This is a genomic window from Azospirillum lipoferum 4B (assembly GCF_000283655.1).
Lineage (GTDB): Bacteria > Pseudomonadota > Alphaproteobacteria > Azospirillales > Azospirillaceae > Azospirillum > Azospirillum lipoferum_C.
This window is the reverse complement of sequence record NC_016622.1, coordinates 322,501-338,595: the sequence shown is the minus strand read 5'-3', so window position 1 is coordinate 338,595 and position 16,095 is coordinate 322,501. Positions and strand designations below refer to the sequence as shown.

Annotated in this window: 14 protein-coding genes (1 of these 14 only partly in view); 6 read left to right on the top strand and 8 right to left on the bottom strand. The window is 69.5% G+C overall.

The window, feature by feature from the left end; genetic code table 11:
* Nucleotides 1-45: 45 nt before the first annotated feature.
* The 7 genes from AZOLI_RS01495 to ykgO form a co-directional block, all read right to left on the bottom strand.
* Complete coding sequence (locus AZOLI_RS01495) at nt 46-2,781, bottom strand: DUF2339 domain-containing protein (protein ID WP_014246807.1); 2,736 nt, start codon at nt 2,779-2,781, stop codon at nt 46-48.
* A 115-nt stretch (nt 2,782-2,896) separates the two neighbouring features.
* Nucleotides 2,897-3,637: a DUF72 domain-containing protein gene (locus tag AZOLI_RS01490; RefSeq protein ID WP_014246806.1), complete on the bottom strand. Its 741-nt coding sequence runs from the start codon at nt 3,635-3,637 to the stop codon at nt 2,897-2,899.
* Between the two features lie 90 nt (nt 3,638-3,727).
* Nucleotides 3,728-4,435, bottom strand: coding sequence for a phosphatidylcholine synthase (pcsA, locus tag AZOLI_RS01485; protein WP_014246805.1), 708 nt, complete (start codon nt 4,433-4,435; stop codon nt 3,728-3,730).
* Between the two features lie 198 nt (nt 4,436-4,633).
* Nucleotides 4,634-5,959, bottom strand: a complete 1,326-nt coding sequence (gene glcF, locus AZOLI_RS01480; RefSeq protein WP_014246804.1) for a glycolate oxidase subunit GlcF — start codon at nt 5,957-5,959, stop codon at nt 4,634-4,636.
* A gap of 17 nt (nt 5,960-5,976) precedes the next feature.
* Nucleotides 5,977-7,287 (bottom strand): FAD-binding protein, encoded by a 1,311-nt coding sequence (locus tag AZOLI_RS01475; protein WP_014246803.1) that lies wholly within the window; start codon nt 7,285-7,287, stop codon nt 5,977-5,979.
* A gap of 16 nt (nt 7,288-7,303) precedes the next feature.
* Nucleotides 7,304-8,791 carry an FAD-linked oxidase C-terminal domain-containing protein gene (locus AZOLI_RS01470; protein ID WP_014246802.1) on the bottom strand — a complete coding sequence of 496 codons (1,488 nt, stop codon included), beginning with the start codon at nt 8,789-8,791 and terminating at the stop codon, nt 7,304-7,306.
* Between the two features lie 209 nt (nt 8,792-9,000).
* Nucleotides 9,001-9,126, bottom strand: a complete 126-nt coding sequence (gene ykgO, locus AZOLI_RS01465) for a type B 50S ribosomal protein L36 (RefSeq protein ID WP_012973122.1) — start codon at nt 9,124-9,126, stop codon at nt 9,001-9,003.
* Between the two features lie 664 nt (nt 9,127-9,790).
* Between ykgO and AZOLI_RS01460 the strand changes: the two genes are divergently transcribed.
* Nucleotides 9,791-10,759 carry a tripartite tricarboxylate transporter substrate binding protein gene (locus AZOLI_RS01460; RefSeq protein WP_014246801.1) on the top strand — a complete coding sequence of 323 codons (969 nt, stop codon included), beginning with the start codon at nt 9,791-9,793 and terminating at the stop codon, nt 10,757-10,759.
* A 99-nt stretch (nt 10,760-10,858) separates the two neighbouring features.
* On the opposite strand, the gene AZOLI_RS01455 is transcribed toward AZOLI_RS01460, so the two are convergent.
* Nucleotides 10,859-11,947, bottom strand: coding sequence for a tripartite tricarboxylate transporter substrate binding protein (locus AZOLI_RS01455; protein WP_014246800.1), 1,089 nt, complete (start codon nt 11,945-11,947; stop codon nt 10,859-10,861).
* A 295-nt stretch (nt 11,948-12,242) separates the two neighbouring features.
* Between AZOLI_RS01455 and AZOLI_RS01450 the strand changes: the two genes are divergently transcribed.
* The 5 genes from AZOLI_RS01450 to tyrS form a co-directional block, all read left to right on the top strand.
* Nucleotides 12,243-12,911, top strand: coding sequence for a 4-carboxy-4-hydroxy-2-oxoadipate aldolase/oxaloacetate decarboxylase (locus AZOLI_RS01450; protein WP_014246799.1), 669 nt, complete (start codon nt 12,243-12,245; stop codon nt 12,909-12,911).
* Between the two features lie 27 nt (nt 12,912-12,938).
* The gene (locus AZOLI_RS01445; protein WP_014246798.1) at nt 12,939-13,892 is read left to right on the top strand and encodes a hydroxyacid dehydrogenase; all 954 of its coding nucleotides are present in this window, start codon (nt 12,939-12,941) and stop codon (nt 13,890-13,892) included.
* Between the two features lie 262 nt (nt 13,893-14,154).
* Complete coding sequence (gene radC / locus AZOLI_RS01440) at nt 14,155-14,889, top strand: RadC family protein (protein ID WP_044550293.1); 735 nt, start codon at nt 14,155-14,157, stop codon at nt 14,887-14,889.
* A gap of 116 nt (nt 14,890-15,005) precedes the next feature.
* Nucleotides 15,006-15,665 (top strand): YcbK family protein, encoded by a 660-nt coding sequence (locus tag AZOLI_RS01435; protein ID WP_014246796.1) that lies wholly within the window; start codon nt 15,006-15,008, stop codon nt 15,663-15,665.
* Nucleotides 15,666-15,900: 235 nt separating this feature from the next.
* Nucleotides 15,901-16,095 carry the beginning of a tyrosine--tRNA ligase gene (gene tyrS / locus AZOLI_RS01430; protein ID WP_014246795.1) on the top strand. Its footprint extends 1,062 nt past the window's final position, so the window shows 195 of its 1,257 coding nt (coding positions 1-195); it begins with the start codon at nt 15,901-15,903; its stop codon lies beyond the right edge, outside the window.

The following is a 16,095-nucleotide window of genomic DNA, read 5'->3' as shown; positions in this document are numbered from 1 at the left end:
CCCGGCCCATCCTTCACCGTATGGGAGCGTTCCCCGCCCGGTCTGTCAATGAGTCCGTTGGTCCAACAGATTGTCAGCGGGCGGGCGCAGAAGGCGCTGGTAAAGCCAGCCGATGCCGACCAGCGAGACGCCGAGGCCGAGGAAGGAGGCGACGCGGTACATCCCCTCCAAATCCGACATGTCGCTGAGGAACACCTTGGCGACCACCGCCAGAACCAGCACCAGCCCGGCATGGCGCATCCAGCCCCAGCCGAAGCGGATCCCCGTCACCAGCATCGCCACCGCGAACAGCAGGAAGCCGACGGAATAGGCGTACCATTCGGCGTCCGACATGTCGTAGCCGGACAGGATCGGCCCCTGGAAGGCGCGGCGGATCTCCAGCGCGAGGTTGGTGGCGATCAGCAGCATCGGCAGGACCGGCGCGGCGCTCCGCAGGCTGCGCGACGGCGGCGGGTCGTACCACAGATAGAGCAGAAGCAGCACGGCCGGCGCGCCATAGGCCAGCAGCAGCCGGTTGACCACCGGCCATGTCCCCACCCACTCGTCGTTCCACAGCGGGTTCAGCCCCAGCAGATGCAGGAAGACGGTGGTCGCGGCGGCCATCAGCACCAGCAGACGCCGGCCCCACACCGCCACCGGCCGCGCGCTCCACCGCCGGTCGGCGGCGAGCAGCAGGGCAAGCCCGAGCCAGGACAGGGTGTGCAGCGCCACCTCCGCCAGGCCGGACGGCTCCGCCTCCAGACTGCCGGCCATCCAGCGATGGATGCCCAGCGACAGCATCAGGGTGGTGAAGATCAGGGCGCCGGCCTCCAGCACCATCACCACCAGATCGTCACCTCTCCCGTCCGGCGCCGTCCGCATCAGGCGCGCCGCCAGCAGGAAGCCCAGCGCCGGCAGGCCATAGCCATAGGCGATCCAGGCATAGCCTTCGTAATCCAGCACATAGGGGTTGATCGCCAGCCGCACCAGCACGGCGGCCGCCACCAGCAGGGCGACGCCGCGCAGCTCGCGCAGGGTCATCTGCCGCTCCAGCCAGGCCAGCACCGGCACCTGCATCGCCAGCGCCACCGTCAGCCACGCCTCCTGCAGGGTCATTGTGGCGCCAAGGGCGATGGCGCCGCTCGCCCCGGCGGCGAAGGCAGCCAGGCCCAGCGCGGCGCCCGGCCGGTGACGGTGGCGGGCCAGCGGCGTGGTGCCGGCGACCAGCAGGGCGGCCAAGGCCAGCGCAGCCGCCGGCCAGCCGATGGCGGTCTCCGGCGGCTCGACCAGGGCGTAGGCCAGTGTCAGCAGGGTCAGCGGCACCAGGGCCGACAGCGACGCCCACAGCGCCGCCCGCCGGGCGCCCCACAGCGCGGCGAAACCGCCGATGCCGAACAGCGCCGCGAAGCCGCCCGCCACCCACAGGAAGCGCACGACCGCCGCCGGATAGCCGGCCGGATCGGCGACGATCAGCGGCTGGCCCTCCGCAGTCAGCGGCGGCGGGCTGGACGGCACATAGGGCAGGTTCCAGGGCGCCAGCGACAGCAGCACGGTCAGCGCCGCGATCCAGGCGACTCCGGCGATCCGCTCGGTCCGCCGGCCGGCGGCCATGGCGAGAAGCGCGAACAGGGTCAGCACGGTCAGCGACACCGCGTCATGCCCGGCGCGCCAGGTGACGGCGGCGACCAGCAGGCCGAACAGCCGCATCGCCATCATCGCCAGCCGGTCGGCGGGATGGCGCTGCTTGCGCCGGATCCAGTCGGGCAGCGCCGCTCGCCAGCCGGTGGCGGGCGCCGGCTCCGCCAGCCGGTCCTCCGCGGTTCCCGCAACCACGCCCAGCACGGCCGGAACCAGGAACAGGGCGGAGGTCAGCAGCAGGTAGAGGCCGGTCGGCAGCGCGTCGCCGCGGCTCCACGGGTCGATCATCCACAGCAGCGGCCAGAGCGCGGCACCGGCCAGCGCCCCCCAGCCGAGCCAGCGCCAGCGGCGATACAGCACCACCGCCATGCCCGCCCCGTTCAGCGCCAGCAGATAGGCGAACAGGCCCCAGGCGTCCGGGTCGCCGGTAGACACCAGAAGGGGGGAGACATAGCCGGCCAGCAGCCCCAGCGCGGCGATGAACGGCCCCTGCAGCAGCGACAGCCCGATGCCGACGACCGACAGCGCCGCCAGCAGCGCGAAGGCGACCAGCGGCGCGAACAGGCCGAACAGGGCGAAGCCGCCATAGACGCTGGCGAAGGCGGTGAACAGGCCGGCGGCGGTCAGGGCCGGCGGCACGTAATCGGGGCGGAGCGCCGCGACGGCGCGCTGGGCCGGCCGGCGGCGCAGCCATTCGCCGCCCACCATCAGCCCGAAGCCGGCGAGCAGCCCCAGCGCCACCCGCACAGACGGCCCGAGCCAGCCATGCTCGACCGACAGCTTGATGAAGAAGGCCGCCGCCAGCGCCATGGTGCCGCCGCCGAGCCAGATCAGCCAGCGCGAGGCCAGCGATTCCTCCAGCTCGCGCCAGCCCGCCCGCGGCGGGGTGACCGGTTCCGGTGCAGTCGGCTGCGCGGTCTCTTCCGGCAGGGGAGCCGCTTCGGCGGCAAGGACCGGTTCGGGGAGCGGTTCCGCCGGCTGCGCGTCCGGCAACGCCTCGGGGGCCGCTTCGACGGACGGGGCCGCCTGCAGGGGAACGGCGCCGGTCAGCGCCTTGTCCAGCCTGCCGCGCAGCGTGGCGATTTCCGCCTCCTGCGCCTTCAGCCGGCGGTCCAGCCGGTGGGTGATGAAGCCGAAGATCAGCAGTAGGACGACGAACTCCATAACCGCACCGCCTGCACGTCGTTGCCCCTCCTATCGGGGCATTTCGCGGCAGGATAGCCTTGCAACAATGCACTGTCTCGGTCGTGCTGGGGGGTCGTCCGATAGAGAATGGCGCTTATGACCGGCCCCGCAGCCGCGCCATCGTCGCCAGCGCGTCGTCCGCCGCGTGGAAGTCGGCGGTGTTGTCGAAGACGCACCAGACCGGCCGCCGCGCCGCCTCCTCCAGGAGCCGCTCGGCCAGCGCGTCCAGCACCGCCGGCTCGTAGGCCGAGCGGTAGATCACCGGCGACCCGTGCAGCCGCCAATAGCGCAGCCCGTCCCAGCCGCCGGGTTCGCCGGCTCCCGGAACCGGGGCGGGATCGGCGGCGACGCGGGCGACGCGGTGGGCGACCAGCTGGGAGTCCGCCTCGTCGGTGAACCAGGAGGCATGGCGCGGCTCGCACACCACGTCGCCGTCGAAGCGGGCGCGCAGCAGCGCGAAGAAATCCTCCGCGACCGAGCGGTCGAAGCGCAGGCTGGGCGGCAGCTGGACCAGCAGCGGACCGAAGCGGTCGCCCAGCATCCCGGCCTCCGCCAGGAAGCGCTCCAGCGCGGCGTCGGCGCCGACCAGCCGGGCCTCGTGGCTGATCGCCTTGGGCAGCTTCACCGCGAAGCGGAAATCGGGCGGGGTGGAGGCGGCCCAGCGCGCCCAGGTCTCCGGCTTGTGCGGGCGGTAGAAGCTGCTGTTCACCTCCGTCATCGCCATGACGCGGGCGGTGCGCTCCAGATGGGTGCCGTCGGCGGGAAAGGCCGGGGCGGACATCTTGGGAATGCTCCAGCCGGCGGTGCCGATCCGAATCGGATGGTCTGCGGCCAAGGCGGGGTCCCCTCTGGTGCGATGCCGGATTTGCATCCAGGCAACGCCCACCACGCGGAGCTGTTCCCCCGCCGCCCGGACGTCAGGCGATCAGGGGCCGCGCAGGGTCCGCCAGGCACAGACGGCGGCGTAATAGACCGAGGTGGCCAGCCACAGACCGAACAGCCAGCCCGGACGCGCCGGCTCCAGCACCACCAGCGCGACGCAGCAGAGCAGCCAGAGCGTCGTCACCGCGATGTTCAGCGGCATCAGCGCCTTGACCCGAAAGGGGTGCAGGAACTTGGCCGTGGTGAAGGTCAGCAGCCCCAGCGCCACCACCACCGCCGCATTGAACCAGGGGTTGAGGTCGAGCAGCCAGAGATACAGGGCGACGACATTCCAGATTGCCGGGAAGCCGACGAAGTAATTGTCGCCGCTCTTCATCCCGACATTGGCGAAGCAGTAGAGCGCCGTCAGCAGGATCCAGGCGGCGAGAGCGATGCTGACCAGCCCGTCCGGCAGCAGGCCGAAGCGGTGGATGAACACCGCCGGCACCACGACATAGGTCAGGTAATCGATGACGAGGTCCAGCGCCGATCCGTCGATCCCCGGCAGCACCTGCTTGACCGACACCCGGCGGGCCAGCGTGCCGTCGACGCCGTCGACGACCAGCGCGATGCCCAGCCACATCAGGCACAGCTTGGCATCGCCCGCCGCCGCCGCCAACAGACCGAGCAGCCCCAGCACGGCGCCGCTGGCCGTGAAGATGTGAACGCCCCAGGCCGACAGGCGATGGGTGATTCCATAGCCGGCGCTCATGCCGATGTTTTCCGTGGGTGGCGAGGAGGACGGTGGCAAGGACAAGGCGATGACCTGAACGGAATGGGGCTGGGACGGAACGCGGTGAAACGGGCGGATCTTCTGACACAGATGAACGCAGATAAACACAGAATTGTGGGGGTACGAAACCCCCGGCGCCACCCACGCCGCTCCGTGCCGCCACGCTTCCGCTTCGTCTCAGGCCGCCTGCGCGCCGCCTTGCCGGAAGGCCGCCCGGCCTGCCAGCGCTTCGGGCATCGGCCCGCCGGTCGCCCAGTCCAGCAACTCCACCGTGTGGACCACCGGCAGGCCGGTGCCGGACGCTATCTGCGTGATGCAGCCGAGATTGCCGGCCGCCACCGCCTGGGCCTGCGTGCTTTCGATGGCCGCGACCTTGCGGTTCCGCAGTTCCCCCGCCAGTTCGGGCTGCAGCATGTTGTAGGTGCCGGCCGATCCGCAGCAGAGATGCGCGTCGGGGATCTCCTTCACCAGGAATCCGGCGGCGCGCAGCAGGGCGCGCGGCGGCTCCTTGATGCGCTGGCCATGCTGCATGGAACAGGCGGAGTGGTAGGCGACCGCCTGCCCCGTCTCCACCACCGGCCGGGCCAGCCCGATCTCGCCCATCAGCTCGGTGACGTCCTTCGCAAGATTCGCCACCCGTGCCGCCTTGGCGGCATAGGCGGAGTCCTCGCGGAACATGTGGCCGTAATCCTTCACGCTGGTGCCGCAGCCCGACGCATTGATGACGATGGCGTCCAGCCCCTCGCCCTCGATCTCCCTGGTCCAGGCGTCGATGGTCTTCTTCGCGGCGGCGTGGGCGAGATCCTCCTTGCCCATATGGTGCGTCAGGGCGCCGCAACAGTCGGCGCCCTTCGACACCACGACCTCGACGCCGTGCCGGGTCAGCAGGCGGATGGTCGCCTCGTTGATCTGCGGGGCCAGCACCTGCTGGGCGCAGCCGATCAGCAGGGCCACCCGCTTCCGCCGCGGCCCCTGTGCCGGATGCACGCCGGGCCGGTCGCTGTAACTCGGCGCCGGGACGCTGGCCGGGGTCAGCGCCAGCATGGCGGACAGACGCTTGGGCAGCATGCCGCGGAACGGCCGGCCCAGGGAGGCGCCCAGCAGGGCCAGCCGGAACAGCCGCGGATTGGGCAGAACCCGTGCGATCAGGTCGCGCACCGCCCGGTCGGCCGGCGGGCGGGTGTGGGTCGCCTCGATATGGGCGCGGGCGTGATCGACAAGATGCATGTAATGGACGCCGGACGGGCAGGTCGTCATGCAGGACAGGCAGGACAGGCAGCGGTCGATGTGCTTGACCGTGGTGTCGGGCGGCGGCCCGCCCTTCTCCAGCATGTCCTTGATCTGGTAGATGCGGCCGCGCGGGCTGTCCAGCTCGTCACCCAGGATGGTGTAGGTCGGACAGGTCGCGGTGCAGAAGCCGCAATGCACGCATTTGCGCAGGATCTGTTCCGAGTCGCGGATCGCGGCATCGGCCAGCTGGGCCAGCGAGAAGTTCGTTTGCATCGAGATCGGTCTTCCCGTTACAGCCCCGCATACATGCGGCCGGGGTTGAGGATGCCCTTGGGGTCGAAGCTCTCCTTGACCCGGCGGCTGAGCGCCATCAGCGGCTCGGGCAAGGGCTGGAACACGTCGGTCGCGGCGCGCACCGCCTCCGGCGCCCGCACCAATGTGGCGTGGCCGCCGGCGGAGAGCGCGCTGCGGATGGTTGCGCCCGAGTCGGGCGGCGCCGCCAGCCAGACCAGCCCGCCGCCCCAGTCGTAGAAAGCCTCGACGTCGAGCGTCCGGCGGATGGCGTCCACCGTGGACGGGCCGGTCGAGGGGGGGACGGAGAGTTTCCAGAGGTGGGGCGGGTGTGCGGGAGGGGAAGTGCTCATGCCCCCTCCCCGACCCTCCCCCGCTTGCGCGGTGGAGGGAGATTGGGGCGTCGTCGGCAAGGCTCCCTCTCCCGCCGAAGGCGGGGGAGGGTTGGGGAGGGGGCAACCAGCGACCACCTCCCCCAACCACCCCCCGTCCCGCACCTCGCGCCAGACCGCCAGCGACTCGTCGCGCCCCAGCACCGCGTCGGCCCGCAGTTCCTCACGCAGCATGGTGACGCGTGCGGCGACCGAGGGGCCGAAGCCCTCCAGCCGCACCAGCGTCACCGCACCGCCCGCTCCCGCCACGGCGGACACGCCCGACCGCGCGGCGATCCCCGCCGGCAGATGGGCGGCGCCCGACACCTCGTAGGGGCTGCGCAGCGCCCGGTCGAGCATCGCCACCGCCGCCGAATCGCCCAGCCCGAACAGCAGCAGCGTCGCGGTGTCCTCCGGCGCCGGCAGAACCTTCACCGTGATCTCGGTCAGCGCGGTCAGCGTGCCGAAGGAGCCGGCCATCAGCTTGGGTACGTCATAGCCGGTGACGTTCTTCACCACCTTGCCGCCGCCCTTGTAGGCCTCGGCCCGGCCGCTGATCCCGGCGATGCCCAGCGTGTGGTCGCGGGCGGAACCGGCGGAGATGCGGCGCGGCCCGGCCAGCCCGCTGGCGACCAAGCCGCCGAGCGTCCCGCCCTCCGGCGGCTCGAAGGCCAGATGCTGCCCGCGCTCGGCCAGCATGCTGCGGATCAGGTCCATCGGCGTGCCGGCCAGCGCGGTCAGCACCAGCTCCTCCGGCTCATAGGCGATGACGCCGGACAGGCCCGACAGGTCGAGCGCGTGGCCGGCCTGCACCGGGCGGCCCAGCCCGCGGCGGCTGCCGCTGCCCAAAATCTCCAGCGGTTCGCCGGCCGACAGCGCCCAGCGCACCGCGTCGGACGCCTGCGCGGCGCTATCCGGCTTCAAGGTGGTGATGGTCATGGCGGACAGCGGTCCTTCAGAAGCGCGGGATGTCGGGGAAGCGCAGCTCCCCCTGGTGGACATGCAGCCGGCCGAGCTCGGCGCAGCGGTGCAGCGTGGGGAAGACCTTGCCGGGATTCAGCAGCCCGTCGGGATCGAAGGCGCATTTCAGCCGCTGCTGCTGCTGAAGGTCGGCCTCGTCGAACTGGTCGGTCATCAGGTCGCGCTTCTCCACCCCGACTCCATGCTCGCCGGTCAGCACGCCGCCGACCTCGACGCACAGGCGCAGGATGTCGTTGCCGAACTCCTCCGCCGCCTCCAGCTCGCCCGGCTTGTTGGCATCGTAGAGGATCAGCGGGTGCAGGTTGCCGTCGCCGGCATGGAAGACGTTGGCGACGCGCAGGCCGCAGCGGTCCGACATCTCCTGCATCCGCTGCAGCACCAGCGGCAGCGCCTTGCGCGGAATCGTGCCGTCCATGCAGTAGTAATCGGGACTGATCCGCCCCACCGCCGGGAAGGCCGCCTTGCGCCCGGCCCAGAAGGCCAGCCGCTCCTCCTCGCTTTTGGACACGCGGGCATAGCAGGCTCCCTTGGTCCGGGCGATAGCCTCGACCCGGTCGATCAAATGGTCGACCTCCGCCGCCGGGCCGTCCAGCTCGACGATCAGCAGAGCCTCGACATCCAGCGGGTAGCCGGCATGGACGAAGGCCTCCGCCGCATGGATGGCGGGACGGTCCATCATCTCCATGCCGCCGGGGATGATGCCGGCGGCGATGATGGCGGCCACGCAGTCGCCGCCCTGCTCGCTGCTGGGGAAGCCCAGCAGGACGGCGCGGGCGGTGGCCGGCTTCTTCAGGATACGGACGGTGACCTCGGTCACCACGCCCAGCAGCCCTTCCGACCCGGTGACGATGCCCATCAGGTCGTAGCCGCCGGCGTCCAGATGCTTGCCGCCCAGCCGGATGACGGTGCCGTCGATCAGCACCATCTCCAGCCCCAGCACGTTGTTGGTGGTCAGCCCGTATTTCAGGCAGTGCACGCCGCCGGAATTCTCGGCGATGTTGCCGCCGATGGTGCAGGCGATCTGGCTGGACGGATCGGGGGCGTAATAGAAGCCCTCATGCGCGACCGCGTTGGAGATGCCGAGGTTGGTCACCCCCGGCTGCACGGTGACGCAGCGGTTGGCATAATCGATGTCGAGGATGCGCTTGAACTTGCCCATGCCCAGCAGCACGCCGTCGGCCAGCGGCAGGGCGCCGCCCGACAGCGAGGTACCGGCGCCGCGCGGCACCACCTTCACCCCCATCGCCTTGCAGGTCTTCAGGACCTGGGACACCTGCTCCACCGTGCTGGGCAGGACGGCGACCATCGGCAGCTGGCGGTAGGCGGTCAGGCCGTCGCACTCGTAGGCGCGCAGCTCGTTCTCGTCGACGATCACGCCTTCGCCGGGAACGATGGCGCGCAGCGCCTCCACGATCTCCCGGCGGCGGGCGATCACCCCGCTGTCCGGCACCGGCATCTTCATGGCGGGCGGTCCTCATCCCGTTGCGGCGAACTCGTCAGCCACACGTACCATCCGCCGGGATCCTAATACAAGGCGATGCGGCGACGGGGATGCAGGGACCCCAAAACGCAAGAGCCGCACCTGAAGGCGCGGCTCTTGCGTAAACACCCGATGACGGAGAGGCAGGGCGCGATGCCCGGCCTCGCAGTCGATCGAACCTTGCGGATCGATCAGCCCTGGCGGGCCTTGAAACGGGGGTTCTGCTTGTTGATGACGTAGACGCGGCCCTTGCGGCGGATCACGCGGCAGGCCTTATGGCGCGTCTTCATCGACTTCAGGGAGTTGACGATTTTCATGATGCTGTTCCTGAACGCTCGGCGGCTCGATTGAAGGCGCGCACCATAGTGCGGTGCCCACCGACTGTCAACGCCCGGGAACGCCCCGAAACACCGGCCGCCGCCGACCGCCCTTCGCACCGCGTCCGCAGGAGCGGAACGACAGGCGCGGGAGGCGGGAGACATGGTACATATCACTGGGACGTCATACCGGAATATGTTCTCCAATAAAGAGAAACCCTGCGGGCGCTCCGGCAAATGGTATGGAAGATATACAACTTCGCGTTAGACGGCCCTGATGGGTGGCGAGTGGAAGACGACTGTCCGCCCATGATTCTCGACTTGGCAAACGCAAGCCAATCCCAACAAAAATCGCCGACTCTCTGAACCAATACACAGTATTTATTTGGCAGGCCCCATCACATTCACCAATCCTTCTCAATATTCTGCGGTGTATTGACGCGACGATGCGAAATTGTATGCTGCGGAGTTGAAGGCTTGTTCTTGCTGATGTAGGAACATCCTCAGATATTCAGCGGCATCTGGCCCGCCGCCGCGCACGATTACAGCCGATCCCGCCGGGACGGCGCCGATTCGTGCCGGACCGGGCCGGACTCCGCCCCGTTCCGCGCATGGCATGCCGACTCCGGCCCGCCCTGCGCAGTGCATCATCGAAGGGGGGATCATGAAGTTCTGGAAGTCTCTGACTCTGGCGGCTGCGGCCGGTGCGATGCTCATGTCGGCCACGAACGCCCAGGCGGCCTATCCGGAGAAGCCGATCACGATGATCGTGGCCTTCGGCGCCGGCGGCGGCACCGACCTGCTGATTCGCGCCCTGGCGCCCTTCCTTGAGAAGCAGCTGGGCGACGGCGCCCGGGTCGAGGTGGTGAACAAGCCCGGCGCCGGTGGCGAGATCGGTTTCGCCGCCATCGCCGATTCGGCCCCCGACGGCTACACCATCGGCGCCATCAACTCGCCCAACGTCAACGCCATCCCGATCGAACGCCAGGCCCGCTATTCGCTGGACCGGCTCGACCCGCTCTACAATCTGGTCGACGATCCCAGCTCCTTCGCGGTCCACAAGGAAGGGCAGTTCAAGACGCTGGCCGACGTGGTGACCTTCGCCAAGGCCAACCCCAACGGCGTCACCGTCGGCACCACCGGCATCGGCTCCGACGACCATCTGGCGATGCTGGTGTTCCAGCGCCAGGCCGGCGTGACCTTCACCCATGTGCCCTTCCAGGGCTCCGCCGCCAACGAAGCGGCGCTGGCCAACAAGAAGATCATGCTGAGCGCCGTGAACATCGGCGAGGCGATGCAGTACAAGCAGAAGGACCCCATCGCCGTCCTGGGCGTGATGGCCGAGACGAAGGTGGAGCAGGCTCCCGACGTCGCCACCTTCAAGGAGCAGGGCTTCGCCGCGCTGATGTCGTCGCTGCGCGGCATCGCCGCCCCGAAGGGGCTGCCGCCGGACGTCCGCACCAAGCTGGTCGACGCCCTGGACAAGGCGGCCAACGACCCGGGCTTCCAGGCCAAGGCGAAGGAACTGTACCAGCCGGTGCGCCTGCTGCCGCCGGAGAAGTATGCCGCCGAACTGGCCGAGTCGACCAAGGAACTGCGCGAGCTGTGGGCCACGAACCCCTGGCTGAAGTAAGACCTGCGCAAGGTTGACGCGAAAAGAAAGGGCGCCGGCGATCTGCCGGCGCCCTTTTCCATGTCCGCACGGTCGTCTCGCCGAACCGCGCGGCGACCGTCATTTCAGCCAGGGCGTCTCCTTCCACATGGTGCGGAAGGTCGCCTCCTGGGTCTTCAGCTCCGCCGCATACTGGTCGGGGGGCAGCAGGCGCAGCGGCTGATAGGCCTTGCGGGCGATCTCCTGGAATTCCGGATGCAGGACGGCCTTGCCGATGGCATCCACCAGCTTGGCGCGGATGTCCGGCGGCAGCCCCGTCGGCGCGGCCAGACCGCGCAGCGAGGACATCTTCACGTCGAACCCCAGCTCCTTGAAGGTCGGCACGTCGGAGGCCTGGGCCGACCGCTCCTCGGTCATCACGCCCAGGATGCGGATCGGATCGCCCTCGCGAGCCCGCGCCGATTCGCCGATGTTCATCGCAGTCACCTGGATATGCCGGCCCAGAAGCGCGCGGTGGGCATCGGCGCTGCCCGGGAAGGGCACATGGGTCAGCCGGGTCTGGGTCAGTCGCTGGAACACCAGCATGGCCAGATGGTCGTCCGATCCGATGCCGGTGGTGCCGACCGTCACGCTGTTGGGGTTGGCCTTGGCGAAGGCGGCCACGTCGGCCAGCGTCCGGTAGGGGCTGTCCTTGTGGACGACGAAGGAGCCGGGGTCGTCGACCAGATTGTAGAGCGGGTCGAGCCGGTCCAGCGAGAAACGGGCCTGGCGTTCGATCGGGATCGTCACGACGTTGGGCGAGTTGATCAGCCCGATGGTGTAGCCGTCGGGGGCCGCGTCGGCGATGGCGGCGAAACCGATCTCGCCGCCGGCACCGGGACGGTTCATCACGATGACGCGGGTGCCGCCGCCCAGTTCCTTCTCGATGAAGGGGGCGAGCGAACGGACGATGAAGTCCGATCCGCCGCCGGCCGCATAGCCGACGATCAGGGTGATCGGCTTCTCCGGATAGGCCGCCCAGGCCGCACCCGGCCCCGCCAGCCCGAAGGCCGCGGCCAGTGCGGAGACCGCAATCCCGGCGACACCGGCCAGCCGGGCGGCACGCCGCCGCAGTCCGCGCGAAAGGGCACCGAACCGCCCGGTTCCGGCCCCGTCGGCGGCCGTTCCTGTCGATCCACCCCGCACGGCGGGACGCGCGTTCGTATCCATACATCGCCTCCTTCGGTTCGCATCCGCTGAACAGCCGGGCCCTTCCCAGGACCGCCGCCCAGGCGGATGCGGCATCTTTCAATTGCTTTTATCAACCGCCAATTGTCAGGCTGGCGCCTTCTTGCGGTTGCTCCATCGTAAAGGCGATTTTCTGCCAATCAACCGCCGTTTCGATATTTTCAGCAACCCGCAAATATTCTAATACTTGTTTATCAGTATATGTTCACCCGCTATGCGGATTGTCCGGCGCGCAGCCGGATCGTACCCCGCTCATCCGCGAAAGGCTGTTCCCGGCATGACCGTCCACAAGGATTTCCTCCGCCCCGATGCTGCGACGCTGGAGGCTCTGCGCGCCCAATCCCCCGCCACCCTGCACGAGGCGATGGGCAAGAAGGGCGCCATGGGCCACCCGATCAAGCCGCTGTTCCCCGGCATGCGGCTGTGCGGGCCGGCGCTGACCGTGTCCTGCGGGCCGACCGACAACCTGATGATCCACATCGCGGTGGCGCTGGCGAAGCCGGGCGACATCCTGGTCGTCGATTTCAAGGGCATGACCGACGCCGGCCCCTGGGGCGACGTGCTGACCGCGTCGGCCATCGCCCGCGGCCTGGGCGGTCTGGTGATCGACGGCTGCGTGCGCGACGCCGTCGCCATCCGCGACATGGGCTTCCCCGTCTTCTGCCGCGGCACCAACATGAAGGGCACCAACAAGACCGACGCCAAGGGCGACATCAACACCACCATCGTCTGCGGCGGCGTGATGGTGTCGGCCGGCGACATCGTGGTCGCCGACGACGACGGGGTGGTGGTGGTGCCCCGCGATCTGGCCGCCGACACGCTGGAGAAGGCCGCCGCCCGCGAGGCCGCGGAAGAGGCCTACCGCCACAAGCTGGAAGCCGGCGAAACCACGATCGAGCTTCTGAACCTGAAGCCCTATCTGGACGCCGCCGGCATCACGCTCTGACCCTCCCTCTTGATCGAGCCTTCCGCCATGCCCGACATCATCATTTCCGAATTCATGCAGCCGAGCGCCGTCGACGACCTGCGCCGCGACTTCGACGTCCATTATGACGAGACCCTCTACAAGCGCCTCGACGAGCTGTATGCGATGGGCCAGGACGCCCGCGCCATCTGCATCCGCAACGAGACGGAGATCCGCGGCGCCTTCTTCGACGCCTTCCCCAACCTGAAGGCGGTCGGCCGGCTGGGCGTCGGGCTGGACAACATCGACGTGCCGGCCTGCCAGGAGCGCGGCATCGCCGTCCTGCCCGCCACCGGCGCCAACGAGGTATCGGTGGCCGAGCTGGCCATCGCCGGCCTGATGATGCTGGTGCGCGGCACCACCTATTTCGCCACGCCCGACGTGGTCGCCGGCAATTGGCCGCGCGGCCGGCTGATCGGGCGCGAGGTGTCGGGCAAGACGCTGGGCATCGTCGGCTTCGGCCGCATCGGCCGCCATGTCGCCCGCCGCGCCCAGGGGCTGGACATGACGGTGATCGCCGCCGACCCGCATGTGCCGGCCGACGATCCGGTCTGGGCCGGCATGGGCGTCGAGAAGGTGTCGTTCGACCGCATCTGGGACAGTGCCGACGCGCTGTCGCTCCACCTGCCCTACACGCCGGAGACCCACAATCTGGTCAGCGCCGAGGTTATCGCCCGGCTGAAGCCCGGCACCATCCTGGTCAATGTCGCCCGCGGCGGCATCCTCGACGAGGCGGCGCTGGCCGCGGCGCTGACGAGCGGCCATCTCGGCGGCGCCCTGCTGGACGTCTTCGCGACGGAGCCGCTGCCGGCCGACAACCCGTTCCGGGGCGTGCCGAACCTGATCCTGACCCCGCACATCGGCGCCACCACCGACGAGGCGCGCATCCGCACCGGCCACATGATCGCCGACAATGTCCGCGCCGTGCTGACCGGCACCATCCCGGACACCGCGATCGTCTGAGGACCGTTGCCGGACCGGACGTCCCTCTCCGGATGCGCGAGCGCTCCCCCTGTGCGCTCGCGCATTCAGACGCTATAGTCGGCGCCATACATAGGGATGGCGACGATCGATGGCAGGACGCAAGACGACGGGACGCGGCAGGAAGGCCGGAAGCGCGGGGGGCGGAGCGGAAATGGACGATGCCGGCCTGACCGCCGGCCTCCTGCCCTTTCCGGAGATCCTGGGCTCGAACACCGATGCCGCACCTGTGGGGGCGGCTTCGATGCCGGCCTCCGACGATGGGCAGGCCGATGAGCCCGACGACGGCGATCCCCATTATCTGGACCATCGCAACCGCCTGCGCCGCCGCTTCCTCGACCGCGGCCCTGATTCGCTTGAGGATTACGAGCTGCTGGAGATGGTGCTGTTCGCCGTCAGCCCGCGGCGCGACGTGAAGCCGCTGGCCAAGCTGCTGATCCGGACCTTCGGCGACCTGTGGGGCGTGGTCAACGCGCCGCCGGAGCGGCTGCGCGGGCTGAAGGCGGAAGGCGTGTCGCTCGGCACTGACAACGCCGTCGCCGCGGTCCGCATCGTCGGGGCCGCCGCCCTGCGCGCCCTGCAGCAGCGGGTGATCGACCGGCCGGTGCTGGCCTCCTGGCAGGCGCTGATCGACTATTGCTCCGCCGCCATGTCGCATGAGCCGACGGAACAGTTCCGCCTGTTGTTCCTCGACCGCAAGAACACCCTGATCGCCGACGAGGTGCAGCAGCGCGGCACCGTCGACCACACCCCCGTCTACCCACGCGAGGTGGTGAAGCGGGCGCTGGAGCTGTCGGCCAGTGCGGTGATCCTGGTCCACAACCACCCCTCCGGCGATCCCACCCCCAGCCGGGCCGATATCGAGATGACCAAGGAGATCGTGCGCGCCGCCAACGCGATCGGCCTGATCGTCCACGACCATCTGGTGATCGGCAAGGGCGGGCGCCACACCAGCTTCAAGGCCCAGCGCCTGCTGTGAGCGGTAAAGGCCCCCTGCTTTCCGCGCAGCCGGGCCATGCTCCGCCACTTTGCATTTGCGAATCGCTCTCCATTTTGTTGACGTGACGGTGCCCTGCTGAAAGACCCGCCCCCTCCATGTCCTCCTCGTCCCTCTCCCTGAAGCGCCGAAGCCTGCTGATCGGCTGCGGAGCGCTTGTCCTGATGTCGGACCGCGCGCTGGCCGCGCCCGCGGCACCCCGCCGCCTCAGCCTCAGGAACCAGCACACCGGCGAGACGTTCGAGGGGCCCTACCGCGACGCCTCCGGTCCACTGCCCGACGCTATGGCCGACCTCTCCAAGCTGCTGCGCGACCACCGCGCCAACAAGGAGGGGCCGATCGACGTCGGCACGCTCGATTTCCTCGCCGACATCCTGGAGGCGGTCGGGCAGAGCAAGGCGACCATCCTGTCGGCCTTCCGCACGCCGGAGACCAACGCTATGCTGGCCGCGCGCAGCCTGGGCGTGGCGGAGCACAGCCAGCATCTGCTGGGCCGCGCGCTGGACATCACCCTGCCCTCCCGCCTGCCCGATGCGCATCGCAGCGCGCTGGAGCTCAAGCGCGGCGGGGTCGGCTGGTATCCGCGCTCGCATTTCCTGCACATCGACACCGGGCCGCTGCGCAGCTGGGAGATGTTCGGCCAGAATCTGGACGGGCTGTTCGCCCCCGGAATCCGCGGCGCCCGCCCCCGCACCGTGTCCCAGCGGATGCAGCTTCACCGCGCGCTCGCCCGCCGCCAGCTGCTCGGCAGGCGCTGAGCGGTTGGCAGCATTGACCTGCCGGGGGTGGATCTTTCCGGCAACCCGGTGTAGGGAAGATCGCATGACCGACCGCATCGCCCTCACCGCCCCGATGTATTATCCGCCGCTCTCATAGCGCGGCGTCGATCGGTCATCCCCGAAACCATGCCGTTGCAAGTCCGGCGGCCATGGTTCTCTCCCCGACAGAGACAGTCTCCGGACGGCAACGGTCCATCCGCAAGAGACCTGCCCCATGTCTTTTCCCATGCCTTCCAAATCCAGCGCCGCCGAGTTCCTCCGCATCCTGCGTGAGCGCGGCTTCCTCCACCAGTGCAGCGACCCGGCCGACGACCTGTCGGGCCTTGCCGGCGCGGCGCCCGGCGGGCTGCTGACCGCCTATGTCGGCTTCGACGCCACGGCGGCCAGCCTGCATGTCGGGCATCTGCTG

Excerpts from the sequence above, each read along its gene's own strand:
- AZOLI_RS01460 (WP_014246801.1), top strand. The coding sequence starts at position 9,791 with ATGAAGTTCTGGAAGTCTCTGACTCTGGCGGCTGCGGCCGGTGCGATG.
- AZOLI_RS01455 (WP_014246800.1), bottom strand. The coding sequence starts at position 11,947 with ATGGATACGAACGCGCGTCCCGCCGTGCGGGGTGGATCGACAGGAACG.
- AZOLI_RS01445 (WP_014246798.1), top strand. The coding sequence starts at position 12,939 with ATGCCCGACATCATCATTTCCGAATTCATGCAGCCGAGCGCCGTCGAC.
- AZOLI_RS01470 (WP_014246802.1), bottom strand. The coding sequence starts at position 8,791 with ATGAAGATGCCGGTGCCGGACAGCGGGGTGATCGCCCGCCGCCGGGAG.
- AZOLI_RS01475 (WP_014246803.1), bottom strand. The coding sequence starts at position 7,287 with ATGACCATCACCACCTTGAAGCCGGATAGCGCCGCGCAGGCGTCCGAC.
- AZOLI_RS01495 (WP_014246807.1), bottom strand. The coding sequence starts at position 2,781 with ATGGAGTTCGTCGTCCTACTGCTGATCTTCGGCTTCATCACCCACCGG.
- glcF (WP_014246804.1), bottom strand. The coding sequence starts at position 5,959 with ATGCAAACGAACTTCTCGCTGGCCCAGCTGGCCGATGCCGCGATCCGC.
- radC (WP_044550293.1), top strand. The coding sequence starts at position 14,155 with ATGCCGGCCTCCGACGATGGGCAGGCCGATGAGCCCGACGACGGCGAT.
- pcsA (WP_014246805.1), bottom strand. The coding sequence starts at position 4,435 with ATGAGCGCCGGCTATGGAATCACCCATCGCCTGTCGGCCTGGGGCGTT.
- ykgO (WP_012973122.1), bottom strand. The coding sequence starts at position 9,126 with ATGAAAATCGTCAACTCCCTGAAGTCGATGAAGACGCGCCATAAGGCC.
- AZOLI_RS01450 (WP_014246799.1), top strand. The coding sequence starts at position 12,243 with ATGACCGTCCACAAGGATTTCCTCCGCCCCGATGCTGCGACGCTGGAG.
- AZOLI_RS01435 (WP_014246796.1), top strand. The coding sequence starts at position 15,006 with ATGTCCTCCTCGTCCCTCTCCCTGAAGCGCCGAAGCCTGCTGATCGGC.